Raw genomic sequence first — 11,865 nt, forward strand, 5'->3', positions numbered from 1 at the left:
TCTCCGGGGTATTCCCGGCCATGAAAAAAGCCGCCATTTCTGGCGGCAGGTTACATACTTCGGGACACTTTGTCCCAAAGCCCTATTTATGCAAAGGCGTCCGGATCGTCGATGTCATCATAATTGAGGATGTCCTCGTCCTCGCTTGTGAGCCCATCGTCCGGCACAGCCACGGCATACACCTCACACAGCTCGTCCGGCCCGGGCCGCCTTTTGCGGTTAATGAGCCTGTCGAGATCAAAGGCGTTTTTCTTTTTGTCGGCTTCAGCCGTATATCGGTAGTTCGGGTGCTTTTTCAAATCGTATTTCGGGGAATAGAACGGGGGCAGGCCCCGAAGCTGTAAAATGCACTTATCCCCGAGCATGGTCGCCAGTTCGCTGGGTGTCATCAGCTCCCGGCCCAGCCGCTGGTTATTTTGACTGTAGCTTTCCGACTGGCCACGGGAGCGGCTGTCCGTCTGCATGGAGATTGTAGCCTTACCCAGCCAGTTCTCGGATATTTCCTTGATGGTGCTGGCCTCCCGGCCTCCGAGAAATATCACGCTGTCCATATTTCCCAAAATGGTTTCGGCGTGTTTATCGTAAATCGCCTTACACTGAGCCAACTGCTGATAGAACAGCGTCAAGCTGATTTCACGGGAACGGATGACAGCCACGATCTTTTCAAGCTGGGGAACCTGCCCTGTGTTGGCGGCCTCGTCCCACAGCACCCGTACATGGTGGGGCAGGCGGCCTCCGTGAACATTGTCGGCCCTCTCGCACAGCAGATTGAACATCTGCGAAAAGGCCAGAGCCACAAGGAAATTATAGGTTTGCGTAGTGTCCGAGATGATAAAGAACACCGCCGTTTTCCGATCCCCGATGCGGTCAAGCTCCAGCTCGTCATAGGCCATGACCTCCCGAAGCTGGGGGATGTCAAAGGGAGCCAGCCTTGCGCCGCAGGAAATAAGGATCGACTTTGCTGTTTTGCCGCTGGCCAGTTTGTACTTTTTATACTGCTTGACCGCAAAGCAATCCGGCTTTCGTTTTTCCAAGCCCGCAAACATATAGTCCACGGCGTTCATAAAATCCTCGTCATCCTCCTTGACCTCCATCCCGGAAATCATGTCAACCAAGGTGTTCATGTTCCGATCCTCGGCGGGGCCCTCAAAAATGATATAGGCGATGAGGGCGCAGTAAAGCAGGGTTTCCGATTTTGTCCAGAATGGATCGCCTTCCTTGCCTTCGCCTTTTGTGTTGGAAATGAGAGCGTCCACAAATTTAAGAATGTCGGCCTCGTTGCGGATGTACGCCAGCGGGTTATAGTGCATGGATTTTGTGAAATCAATGGAATTGAACACCTTGATCCGATACCCACGCTTTTGCAGGAAGTGACCCACCTGCCCGAGAACGCCTCCTTTGGGATCGACACACACATAGCTGCATCCGCCGTTTTTATCTGCGCTGGCCTGCAAAATCTGCGGGGTAAGCCAGAACCGGGTTTTGCCGGAGCCGGACGAACCGATCACACAGGCATTGAGATTGCGGGCGTTGGCCGGATTTTTCGGACGGGTATTCATGGTAAGGAACTCCGTCCCGGTCAGAATGATGTTGTTTTCAAACTTTGGATCTACGAAAGGGGCTATATCTTTCGGACAGCCCCAACGGGCTGATCCATACTCCTCATCCCGCCGAAATTTTTTGGCGTTTTTGCTTTTCACATAGACCATTACCCGGAACGCCACAGCCCCTACAATGCCAACGAGCCAGTCAAAGGGAGCAAGCCCCGGGGCAAAGTCAGCAAAGGCCGGGCCAATGGTCTGGCCCAGCCCCATGAGCTTATGAGCAAAATCCGCACCCGCCGCCAGACGGTAGGCCGTCCCCAGCTTGAGAAAGGCCCACAGGATAAACAGATACGGAATGTTAGGAATAAGGTATTTTTTGATGCTATCGTTCTTCACGAACCACCTCCTTTGTCCGTTCCTGTGTTTTGAGCGGTTCCTTTACAAGCTGTTCCGCCGCTTTTTTGAGTTGTTCCCGGATGGGGATGCGGCTGGATTTTGACTGTTCCAACAGCCTGCGGGAGTACCGCTCAAAACAGGCGGTAATTGCATCCGCCTGTCCTGCCTTGAAAAACAGCAGGTATTTGTCCGGCCCGGTTTTGTAAAAAGCATAGTCCACATTGAAACGGCGGGCCATGCGGTCAAAGAGCTTCGGGGCCTCCACCTCGATGCTGTTCACATTTTCGCCGTGAGCCATGAGCTTTTTCACGCTCTGCCTGCCGTGGGGCCTTTGGGCTTTCTTATGCCGTTTGGCGATCTGGCGGCCCGCCGCCCGGAGCACATAGGCCAGCCCCCGGGCTGTCAGTTTGCTGGCCCGGACAGAAATCGCTATGGAGCTCCGGGAAATTTCTTCATCAATCAGTTACACCGCCTCCTTTCGCCTTGGGACAAATTGTCTCGAAGTCCAGTTACCGTTCCTCATGGTGTTTTTCAGTCAGCCGCCGGAACCCCTCCTTTGAGGAACCGTCAATAATTTCTTGATAAGCGGCCATCTGCTCCCGGATCGAAAGCTGGGGGTAAGCAAAAACCCTGTGTTCAGCGGGAATGTCCTGGGGGCCGTGGTAGACCTCCCGGAAATCGTCACTCACCTTTGTCACATAGCCGCCCGGTGCAAAGTGTCCGTTTTCGTTGATGGAAATGTCCCGCCCGTATGCCTCAAAGTCAAAGTAGGGTTTTATATTGTCCGGCACTTCGAGACTTTCCATATCCTCCACATAAAGGCGGCCCAGCATTTCCTCATTGTCCACACCGGGATGCAGGTCGTAGCAGTCCAGATTTTGCGTAAGGTTGATCAAGTCCTGCACCGAGCCACAATGCTGGCCGCTGTCCATAACCGCCTCCAGCGTTTCCCGTTCTGATGGGGAGAGCTCCTTCAGCAGATGGGCCAGATGGTTGAGCTCGTCAATGTTTTCATACTCGCCCAGATAGTCATAAAGGCCGAGAATGTCGCTGTCAAAGGAGATAATAAAGTATTCCTGGCAGCGTACCCCGTCCACGCCGATCCGCTTTAAGAGGGACTGCACCTCCTCCGTGTTGGTGGGGAAATGCAGCGTTTCCCCCACCAGATGCCCCGCACTGTAAAGGGCAGGATTTGAAATGAAAGCCTCAAAAACAGACTCCATCAGCGTTTGCCCTGTCCCTTGACGGTCAGGATGCCCTCAAGGGTGGTGGCGGTAATTCCCAGCCGCTGGGCCACGGCAATATCATTTTTCATGGCCTCGGTCATGGTGTGGCCGCAGACCACCAGCACATGGGAGCGGCGGAGCAGGTCACGGCCCATGTCGATGCCGCTTTTATGCTCCTCGGGTACTGCATCATTGAGAAACAGGGGCAGATAAAGGGGCGGGCAGATTGGGGAAAAGCCTGCCTCATAAACTGCCCGGCAGTAGCGGGCGGCCTGTTCTGCGTTTTCACTGTCGCCGCCAAGCCATGCGGCAGTAATGTATGCAAGGGGACGCTTCATAGTCAATACCTCCGATATTTTAATAAGAAAGTTCAACCCAATCCCCCCGCCCTTTCCCAATCATGGGAAAGGGGGCGGCTCTGGAGGATATACCCCCGCCGCTTGCCGGGGAAATAGCACAGCCGGGGCAGACCGTCAAGGGCAGGCCGCCGTAAAACGGCGGTGCGATGCACCCTTGACAGCCCGCTCCCGGCTGTACGAAAAAACAGGCGGCGACGGGGGATATATACCACCAGAGCCATGATGCGGAGGGCAGGGCCCTCGGGACAAAATGTCTCGAAGTGGTTACTTGTCCTGCTCCATCTTTTTCGGAGCCTTCGCCAGTTCGGGCGGCTGTTTCTCTTTCCACTCGTCCAGCAAAGTCATGATCTGCTCCTTCATTTTGGCGGGAGTGGCCTCCTTGCCAAAATACTTTTCCAGTTCAGCGGTAGAAATAATCACGCCTCGATCCTCCTTTTTCTTTTCTGATAAGATGCCATCAATGACATCACCATTGAGTTTCCCGTCCTTGTCCAGTTCCCGGAGCTTTTTCGCCTGGGCCAGAGAGGGGGATGCCTGTTCTCCGTCAATGGAAACAGCGATCAGCCGCTGGTTTTTGGGGCGGATATAGGAAATCTCCACAGCGGGCATAAAGCCCATTTTTTTATCGTCCACCTTGTCCAGCAGTTCCGGCACAAGGGAGTTCAGCCGCAGATAACGCATGACCTTTTTATAGTTCATATCGTGCGCCTCGCCCACGATCTCAACGGAGCGTTTTCCAATATCGCCCTCGGCCACATTTTTCAGCCGCCCGCCCTGGTGCTTGATGTCCTCCACTTCCAGCTCCAGCAGGGCAGCCAGTTCGCTGGGGAGCGTCTGATCCCTCTGCTTATTGCTGTCCTTCATGGCCTGTACCGCCTCGTGGTCAGTCATTTCCCGGACTATAAAGGGCATTTCCTCCAGCCCGGCCAGCTCACAACCATGATGGCGGCGATGGCCCGCCACGATCTCATAACCGTTGCCATCCTTTTCCGGGCGGGCAAGACCAGGAACCATTACGCCGTTTGCCTTGATGGACGCTACCGTTTCCTGCATTTTGGCGTCGTCCCGCACCTTAAACGGATGGGGGCGGAATGTGTGGAATGGATGCATTTCGGAAAGCTTCAGATAGACCAGCTTTCCTTCCTCCACAGGACGGGGCGGAGCGGCTGGCTCAGGCGGAGACTGTTCCGGGGCCGGAGCCGCATTTTCGGGTGGGGCCTTTTCGGGTTCCGGGGCAGCTTTAACCTCCGCAGCCTTTTTCCCACTTCGGGACAATTTGTCTCGCTTAGTCGGCGTGGCCTCGCCGGGGGCCGCCTTATCCGCCTTGGGTGGGCGGCCCTTGCGGGGCTTCGCCGCCTCCTTGCCAGCAGGCTCCGCTTTTTCCTCTTTTGGAGGACGGCCCCGACGGGCCTTTTTCGGTTCGCCATCCCCAGCGGCAGGAGGTTCCTCCTGCGTTTTCTCCTCCGGCTCTTTTGCCGCCTCCTCTTTTTCTACCTCGGCCCGGGCTGTCTGCCGCTTTTCATTCATCAGCTCATTGATTTTGTCAAAGGACACCACCACATCACCGGGCTCGGGCTGGGCAGGCCCCTCCTGCTGGGGTGTGGGAGCGGCAGTTTGTTCGGGAGCCGGAGCCTGGGGCTCGTCAACCGTAACAGGAGCGGGAGCCTCCGGGAACTTCTCCTCACCGGGGCCTGTGTTCAATTTTTCATCTGCCATTCACTATCCTCCTTTTCGTGAAAGTTGCACAATTTTGCGGGTTGAATTTCTGTAATTATTTTTTTGCCTCCTTCCGGTCTATCCACGCAAAAAAGCCGCCCGATTTGAACGCCGGACGGCTTTTTGTGTAATGTGATAGATCAAATATTATTTTTTGTGGTTCGTAGGCTCCGAAAAGCCTTGTATTTACAGCGTTCCTAATAGGAAACAATCATAAGTGGGTTACTGGACGACAAACAGACTTGCACCGATAAGATCTATCAGAAACTCAACGAAATGGGGGTGAATATGCAATTCCATAGCAGCGAAGAGTTTGATGAAAAAATGATGGATGATGAATTTGTTCTGGAACTTTAAGGAGGATGCAATATGTATTACGAACAGCTTTTCCAAACAACCGAGGCTAAGATGAACTTCGTCAAAGGTCTGATCCGCATTTCCAAGGCAGATGGTGTCATCAGTCCGGAAGAGCAGACGTTCTTTATTGATGCGGCACGGGGGCTTGGAATTCCAGAAAATGATATTGCAATCCTGCCAACTGTAATGACGCAGACAGAGGAAATCCTTCTGACATTTGCATCTCGGCAAGAAGCTCTCTGCTTTTTGCGGGAGGCGCTGCAGCTCTGTATGGTCGATAATAATTACTCCGAGAGTGAGCAAAAAGAAATTATGAAGCTGGCAAAAGAGTTTGGCGTAGAGTTGGAACGTGTCCATGCGCTTGAAAAATGGGTACAGGATGGAATTGAGTGGAAAAAACAGGGTGACATGCTGGTTGAAGATTGATAAAAAGGAGAAAATCAATTATGGGACTTGGTAAAATTTTTGCAGCAGTCGCCGCAGGTGCAGTGGCAGTGGTTGCGGCTCCTGTTGTGCTTCCCGCAGCTGCCGCAGTAGGAGCCGCTGGAGCAGCCGCTGCTGCCGGAGCAGCGGCAACCGTGGCTGCTGGCGTGGGAACTGCTGCCGCAGGTGCAGGCGCATTAGCTGCCGGTGCAGCAACTGCGGTTAGTGGAGCCGTTGCCGCAGCAGGTACAGCAGCTGCTTCTACCGCAGTGGGTGGAGCGGTGGTTTCGGCGGCAACAGCAGTGAGCGGTGCCGCAGCTGCTGTTGGAACCGCTGCTGCATCTACAGCGGTTGGAACGGCTGTTACGGGCGCAATGGGGGCAGTTGGTGCAGGAATTGGAGCGGCGGCAACGGCAGTAGAAGCGGCTCCAATCATTGGTGGTGTCGCTGCAAATATTGCGGCGGTCGCAGGAACAACTGCGGGAACAGCGGGAGCCACTGCCGTTGGTACAATTGCGACAACGGGCGCAGTGGGTGCTGCGAATGCAGCCTCTGGCGCAAATAAACGTGCTAAGGCTTCTAAAATCAAAAATGAATCACAGAGTCTCTACAATAATGAAAGAAAAAAACTGGAAACCACTCAAGACGAGACCAATAAACGATTGTCTGAGCTTGGACAGCTCAAACTTAAGGCTTGGGGGGAAGGTTATCCAAGATTCTGTGAGATGTACAGTAAAGTAAAACTTCCTCCAAACTCGAACGGTGAAGTTGCGCTGGAAGGAGATTTGTCGATAACTCCGGAAGATTTGAGCGAATTTCGCACCCTTGGAATAGGCATAAAGGAAGCGATGCAAACCGGTGCAACAGGTTATGCAGTAGGTATGCTGGCTGGATTTGCAGCGCAAAGCGGCGCAACAAGTATGGCTATTTTTGCTTCAACGGGTACGGCTATTTCCTCTCTTTCTGGTGCTGCAGCAACAAACGCAACATTGGCTCAGCTGGGTGGCGGCGCGCTAAGTGCAGGTGGCCTCGGAATGGCAGGTGGCCAGGCGGTGTTGACAGGATTGACAGCTGCACCGCTTCTTATGGTAGAGGGAATCCTTTTTAATATCAAAGGAAATAAAGTTCTGGAAAACGCTAAGGATATTGAGTACCAGACATTTAAGGCTGTTGGCAAGATGCAAGACATTGAGATTGAGCTGAAACGGCTTGCACTTTTGTCCAAGAGCGTGCAGGACGAGCTGCAGCAGTTGTATGATGTTTATTTGCGGCTGGTTGCACAGGCAGAGAAGACTGTGGAGCGCACAACAGAGTACGTCAACTTTACGGCAGCGGAAAAGTTGAATTTCCAAAAGACCTGCTTAGCAATCAAGCTGATTTCGGTGCTTTCTAAGCAGGATCTTCTGGATGAGGCTAAGGAAGGTGAGATGAACAAGGTTCTGGACAAGGAAGCAAAGGTTACACTCCAGACTGTTCAGCAGGCTGCTGAAAATGGCAAACTGTTGATGAAATAATTGCTATTAGGAAAAACAAAAAATAAACAGTGCGGGGTGCAGTTCATGGTGCCACTCCGCACTATTTTTGTTGGTTAGAGTGAACATATCCGCTAAGTTAACGGAAAAATCTCTTGCGTTGACGATATTACGTAAAATATAGAAATAAAATACTTGACGTACGACAAGATAAAATATATACTAAGGGAAAGGAGGCGGCAAAATGAGTACGGAGATTATTCACGAAAAACAAGATTTGACCTATTTATCGTGGTCCCTGATTCGGTCATCGTCAGGAACAGCGGGATCTTTTTTAAAAGCAACAGATGATTTGCAGCAGCCAAAGATCTACTATAAACTATCCAATTATGATGGCATCAATGGCATTGTGGGACATGAGTGCATAAATGAGATCATTGTGGACCGCCTTTTAAACATTCTTGAGATTGAACATCTTCATTATGATCTGATCCATGCGGACATTGATGTGGATGGAAAAGAAATGGAAACCTATCTGTGCGCATCCAAAGATTTTAAGGCACATGGAGAACACAAGGTTGCCCTGGATGCATATTACCAGGCAGAAAAACTAGACGGTGAAACGCCGTTGCAGTTTTGCACTCGCAACGGATGGTCGGATTTCATCTATAAGATGCTGGTGGTCGATTTTCTGATTTTAAATCGTGATAGACATGGCGCGAATATTGAGGTGCTGCGTAATGCCCGGAAGAAATCACTTCGGCTGGCACCGATCTTTGATCATGGACTTTCGCTGCTGTTCAACTGTCATACAGAAGAGGAGATCAACCAGTTTGATGTAATGAAGGATCGTGCCGTGCAATGCTTTGTCGGGTCGCGGTCGGCACAGCAGAATCTAATGCTGATTCCCAAAGATGAAATACTGGCATTGAATCCCCTGCAACACACGCACAAGGCTTATTTACTGGAAGGACTGGATGGCATTATACCGCAGTCCTTACAAAACAAAATATGGGATATGATCTGGCAGAGGTGGGAATATTATGAAAATCTTTGCAGTCAGAGATGAGGACAATACAACTAATAAGGCGGTTGCATATCTGTTCTATTATGAAAAAGAAAAGCGTTTTTATATTGAATTGCCAGAGGAGGCCGATCCATGGGAAACGCCGCTGATCCTCTCGTCTTTTTTGAAAAAAGGGCAAAAAACAATTAACGCTTATTGGAGCAGAATCTGGGTGCAACAGAGAATTGTGCCGTCTGACCGACAGAATCTTGGCATGATCCTGAGAGATAACGGACTTGACTTTTATGATGAGTATAAGCTGCTGACGATGACAAACGGACGCTGCTCACAGGATAGCTATTATTTGGAGCCGATTTCGGAGAAGGATCTTCCGAAGGAATTTGTGAAACGAAATCAGCAGAAAGTAGAAGACGTTATCCCGCTGCCAGAAAATCAGTTGCTGGTGTTTTTCCGAGATGGATGCGTGAAGAAGCATGATTTGGTGCAGCTGGCGAGTACAGACAAGCGGTTTGCTCCGGTGCTCCAGAACGAAAATACATTTCGCGCCGTTAATGTGGAAACGGATGGTTATGGTATTTGCTGGGGAGAAAACCTGTGTATTGAATGCGGAAAGCTCTATGCGGCAGGGAAAAAGGTTCCGTTAAGCATGGAAGAGTTCAAGTGCTTCGTAAGAGAACGTGTAGTTGACTCGGCTGAGGCTGCAGAGGAGCTGGCATGTTCTAAACAGAATGTAGATGATCTTGCGAAACGGGGCAAACTCCATCCAATTAAAGAAAGCGCAAAATATCGATTGTTTCTGAAAAGTGAAGTAATGCAGCGGAAATGGAAATAATGCGGGGTAAAAGCAGTATGACTTGGAGTAAAGGAGCTGTATCACAATGGAGTCACTCTGGCTGCAAATTTGCGACATTCAAGGTCGCCTCTTTAAGCTTGCATGGAAAGCAGGTTACGACAGTGAAGATTTTATGAAACAGTTCATGCGTTCCAGAGTTGCCCGTGATTTGGATTCGGAGTACAATCGGATGCAATGGGCGGGAGAAGAGTATCTTCTGGAAGAATTTGCGGACGAGTGTCCACAGACTATAAAGGGAAATGCTCGATATGATAAGGAAGTTATGTATTGGGCGGGCTATCTTTACCGATATTGGCACATTCTGACCAAGGAATCAAGCAAGGAAATTTATGCGCAGGCTCCGGCAAAGACCATGAACACCAATTATTTGATGTTCCACACCATGGCTCCAGAGCTGGCAATTGAAGATCTGAAAGAGCTGCACCAACAAAAGAAACATTCCAAAAACAAAAAATAAGAGAAAACCAGAATAAAAAATAAACAGTGCGGGGTGACATGATGCCACTCCGCACTGTTTTGCTTAGGTAAAGGACTTGAGCACTTTTTTCAGTGCTTCACGCTGATCCGGGGATAGCTGGGCCAACAACTCTAAAAACTCCTGCTGTTCCTCCGGGGTGAACCGGTTCTTTGGCTCAGAATGATTTTGGCGGTTCATAAAAGATACTTGCTCCTTTCGGCAAATCCTGCGCGGCTATCAGTTCGGCACGAATCTGACGCTTATATTTATAATAGGTATTCCGGGCAAGACCTGTGAGCTTCATGCACTCGGCATCGTCAAGTGTGCCGCCAAAGGTCTTGCAATGGGTGCGGATGATTTGCTTGGCTTCTCTGGCTTTTTTCGTTTCAAAGCCAGTGCCTTTCTTGCGGCCAACCTGCTTGCCGTTCAGCCGGGCGGTCAAAAGGCCCTCACGGGTGCGCTGGTGCAAATCGGCAACTTCTTTTTCGGACTGCTCAAAGGCCAGTTTGATCTGCTCCTTTGCCAAGGCCATCAGATACTCGTTGATGCCCTTCAAGATGAAGTCCACATTTGTCCCTGTCATGGCAATGCTGCCGGAGAGAGCTTTTTTGTAAGTCTCGGTGTCGATGTGGTGCTCTTTCAAGAACACCAGCCGGATGCCATTGTGGTAGAGGTCTTCGTACAGAGCAAAACCTTCTTCTGCATTTCTGGACATCCGGGATACTGAATCGAATACCACCGTATCCCCGGATTTCAGAATCCGATAGAGCTTCAGCCATTCCGGGCGAAAGATAGATGTCCCGGTGTAGGCTTCCTGCACGATATGGGCAGTCGGGTACTCGGCCTTGATATTGCGGATCTGACGGTCAATGCTCTGCTTTGCCGTAGAGATGCGGCAATAGCCATAGATGTTCATGGGGTTCCTTTCTGGCTCAAAGATAACGAGCGACATTTTTAAGATTGTGTTTTGCACCTTGAAATGGTTTGAAAACGGCTGATTTTAATACAAAACAGAATATACGGTATTTTTAATACAGTTTTAGTGGGCATAGGCAGTCATAAAATCAGAAATGGTAGTGCACGGTTTGTGATTGGCGGTGTCCTCGCCATCCAAGGGAGCGTAGTTCCAGTCGGTATTCTCGTCAATATATCGCCGCCCATCGTCCGGCAGGTCCAGCGGTTCCGCAAGGATAATAGTGCCCCAGTGGTTGACCATCACAAAGGGCGCGATCTCACAAGGGATGCCCCGGCACTCGTCATCATGCCGAACATCGTAGGCGTACAGACCATCCGGAATGGTATCTCTCCTGATGCGGATGCTGGTGAACAGTGCAGGCTTTCCGCAAACCGTGATCTCTTCGTAGGGTTCGGTCATTGCATTAAAGGTCATAATCTGTCCTCCTTAGATTTCAATGATAAAAGCTCTGAATTTCTCTTTGTAGAAATCCATTGTACTCTGCGGCAGGGAAGTCAGATTCCCTTCGTTGTCACATCCGGCCAGAAATCCCGGCCCGGCAAGAACATCGGCTCCATCCCACAGCGGACGATTGAGCGGCAGGCCAAGCAGCTTGCCTTCATCATTGCAGACCAGTGTGACCTCTGAACCGGTATCACTCAATGTGATGCATTCAATCAGCCCGCCTACAAAGTTCTGCATGGCTTCAAGGGTGTTGTCCAGTTCGATCTCCTTTGGCAACTCCATTGGCAGGAGCGCAAGGACTTTGATTTTTTGTTCTTCCATTGTGTATCTCCAAATAAAAACAGGACAATCCAAATGGATTGTCCTGTAAAAAGTGAAGGGGAGCATCCGAAGATACTCCCCCTAAGTCATATACAGTTTAGTTGATGACAAGCTCTTTCATAAGCTTGTCACGGTATGCTTCGTCTTCAGAAGCCCGCTTAACATCTTCAATGCGGCTCTGGTCGAGGAGCTTCTTAACAAGAAGTGCCATTTGATTCTTGCCTTCGATTTTACCTTCAGCTTTTCCTTTGTTTTCCACTTTATCAAGCACATCGCACATATTGCGTGGGCCTC

At 50.6% G+C, this 11,865-nt stretch carries 14 protein-coding genes; 5 read left to right on the forward strand and 9 right to left on the reverse strand.

The window, feature by feature from the left end:
- Positions 1-86: 86 nt before the first annotated feature.
- From P0G09_RS06200 to P0G09_RS06220, 5 genes are all read right to left on the reverse strand, one after another.
- Positions 87-1,940 (reverse strand): type IV secretory system conjugative DNA transfer family protein, encoded by a 1,854-nt coding sequence (locus tag P0G09_RS06200; RefSeq protein WP_217296195.1) that lies wholly within the window; start codon positions 1,938-1,940, stop codon positions 87-89.
- On the reverse strand, positions 1,927-2,322 hold the full coding sequence (locus P0G09_RS06205) for a PcfB family protein (protein WP_217296196.1): 396 nt from the start codon (positions 2,320-2,322) through the stop codon (positions 1,927-1,929). Before P0G09_RS06205 ends, P0G09_RS06200 begins: the two co-directional genes overlap by 14 nt.
- Before the next feature lie 127 nt (positions 2,323-2,449).
- Entirely contained in the window at positions 2,450-3,163 is a 714-nt protein-coding gene (locus P0G09_RS06210; protein ID WP_217296197.1) for an antirestriction protein ArdA, read from the reverse strand.
- The gene (locus P0G09_RS06215; RefSeq protein WP_015560029.1) at positions 3,163-3,504 is read right to left on the reverse strand and encodes a hypothetical protein; all 342 of its coding nucleotides are present in this window, start codon (positions 3,502-3,504) and stop codon (positions 3,163-3,165) included. The genes P0G09_RS06210 and P0G09_RS06215 overlap by 1 nt, the downstream gene beginning before the upstream one ends.
- Before the next feature lie 285 nt (positions 3,505-3,789).
- Complete coding sequence (locus P0G09_RS06220) at positions 3,790-5,241, reverse strand: ParB/RepB/Spo0J family partition protein (RefSeq protein ID WP_195522545.1); 1,452 nt, start codon at positions 5,239-5,241, stop codon at positions 3,790-3,792.
- A 369-nt stretch (positions 5,242-5,610) separates the two neighbouring features.
- On the opposite strand from P0G09_RS06220, the gene P0G09_RS06225 reads away from it, so the two are divergent.
- The 5 genes from P0G09_RS06225 (at position 5,611) to P0G09_RS06245 (ending at position 9,830) form a co-directional block, all read left to right on the forward strand.
- Positions 5,611-6,024 carry a TerB family tellurite resistance protein gene (locus tag P0G09_RS06225; RefSeq protein WP_275252219.1) on the forward strand — a complete coding sequence of 138 codons (414 nt, stop codon included), beginning with the start codon at positions 5,611-5,613 and terminating at the stop codon, positions 6,022-6,024.
- A 20-nt stretch (positions 6,025-6,044) separates the two neighbouring features.
- On the forward strand, positions 6,045-7,535 hold the full coding sequence (locus tag P0G09_RS06230; protein ID WP_275252220.1) for a hypothetical protein: 1,491 nt from the start codon (positions 6,045-6,047) through the stop codon (positions 7,533-7,535).
- 202 nt (positions 7,536-7,737) lie between these two features.
- Positions 7,738-8,562 carry a hypothetical protein gene (locus P0G09_RS06235; RefSeq protein WP_275252221.1) on the forward strand — a complete coding sequence of 275 codons (825 nt, stop codon included), beginning with the start codon at positions 7,738-7,740 and terminating at the stop codon, positions 8,560-8,562.
- Positions 8,537-9,352 (forward strand): DUF2442 domain-containing protein, encoded by an 816-nt coding sequence (locus tag P0G09_RS06240; protein WP_275252222.1) that lies wholly within the window; start codon positions 8,537-8,539, stop codon positions 9,350-9,352. The genes P0G09_RS06235 and P0G09_RS06240 overlap by 26 nt, the downstream gene beginning before the upstream one ends.
- A gap of 46 nt (positions 9,353-9,398) precedes the next feature.
- On the forward strand, positions 9,399-9,830 hold the full coding sequence (locus P0G09_RS06245; RefSeq protein ID WP_275252223.1) for a hypothetical protein: 432 nt from the start codon (positions 9,399-9,401) through the stop codon (positions 9,828-9,830).
- 175 nt (positions 9,831-10,005) lie between these two features.
- Here the strand turns inward: P0G09_RS06245 and P0G09_RS06250 are convergent, their stop codons facing one another.
- The 4 genes from P0G09_RS06250 to P0G09_RS06265 all read right to left on the reverse strand — a co-directional run bounded on the left by P0G09_RS06250 (position 10,006) and on the right by P0G09_RS06265 (position 11,851).
- Complete coding sequence (locus P0G09_RS06250) at positions 10,006-10,746, reverse strand: recombinase family protein (RefSeq protein ID WP_275252224.1); 741 nt, start codon at positions 10,744-10,746, stop codon at positions 10,006-10,008.
- A gap of 123 nt (positions 10,747-10,869) precedes the next feature.
- Complete coding sequence (locus P0G09_RS06255) at positions 10,870-11,220, reverse strand: LPD28 domain-containing protein (RefSeq protein WP_275252225.1); 351 nt, start codon at positions 11,218-11,220, stop codon at positions 10,870-10,872.
- Between the two features lie 12 nt (positions 11,221-11,232).
- Positions 11,233-11,571: a DUF3846 domain-containing protein gene (locus P0G09_RS06260; protein ID WP_275252226.1), complete on the reverse strand. Its 339-nt coding sequence runs from the start codon at positions 11,569-11,571 to the stop codon at positions 11,233-11,235.
- A 97-nt stretch (positions 11,572-11,668) separates the two neighbouring features.
- Positions 11,669-11,851: a hypothetical protein gene (locus tag P0G09_RS06265; protein ID WP_275252227.1), complete on the reverse strand. Its 183-nt coding sequence runs from the start codon at positions 11,849-11,851 to the stop codon at positions 11,669-11,671.
- Between the last annotated feature and the right edge of the window lie 14 nt (positions 11,852-11,865).

The sequence above is a fragment of the Faecalibacterium sp. DFI.5.82 genome (assembly GCF_029076575.1).
Lineage (GTDB): Bacteria > Bacillota > Clostridia > Oscillospirales > Ruminococcaceae > Faecalibacterium > Faecalibacterium duncaniae.

Bases quoted from the DNA above. Each gene is read 5' to 3' on its own strand.
- P0G09_RS06255 (WP_275252225.1), bottom strand. From the start codon at position 11,220: ATGACCTTTAATGCAATGACCGAACCCTACGAAGAGATCACGGTTTGC.
- P0G09_RS06210 (WP_217296197.1), bottom strand. From the start codon at position 3,163: ATGGAGTCTGTTTTTGAGGCTTTCATTTCAAATCCTGCCCTTTACAGT.
- P0G09_RS06265 (WP_275252227.1), bottom strand. From the start codon at position 11,851: ATGTGCGATGTGCTTGATAAAGTGGAAAACAAAGGAAAAGCTGAAGGT.
- P0G09_RS06245 (WP_275252223.1), top strand. From the start codon at position 9,399: ATGGAGTCACTCTGGCTGCAAATTTGCGACATTCAAGGTCGCCTCTTT.
- P0G09_RS06230 (WP_275252220.1), top strand. From the start codon at position 6,045: ATGGGACTTGGTAAAATTTTTGCAGCAGTCGCCGCAGGTGCAGTGGCA.
- P0G09_RS06235 (WP_275252221.1), top strand. From the start codon at position 7,738: ATGAGTACGGAGATTATTCACGAAAAACAAGATTTGACCTATTTATCG.
- P0G09_RS06240 (WP_275252222.1), top strand. From the start codon at position 8,537: ATGAAAATCTTTGCAGTCAGAGATGAGGACAATACAACTAATAAGGCG.
- P0G09_RS06250 (WP_275252224.1), bottom strand. From the start codon at position 10,746: ATGAACATCTATGGCTATTGCCGCATCTCTACGGCAAAGCAGAGCATT.
- P0G09_RS06260 (WP_275252226.1), bottom strand. From the start codon at position 11,571: ATGGAAGAACAAAAAATCAAAGTCCTTGCGCTCCTGCCAATGGAGTTG.
- P0G09_RS06220 (WP_195522545.1), bottom strand. From the start codon at position 5,241: ATGGCAGATGAAAAATTGAACACAGGCCCCGGTGAGGAGAAGTTCCCG.
- P0G09_RS06225 (WP_275252219.1), top strand. From the start codon at position 5,611: ATGTATTACGAACAGCTTTTCCAAACAACCGAGGCTAAGATGAACTTC.
- P0G09_RS06215 (WP_015560029.1), bottom strand. From the start codon at position 3,504: ATGAAGCGTCCCCTTGCATACATTACTGCCGCATGGCTTGGCGGCGAC.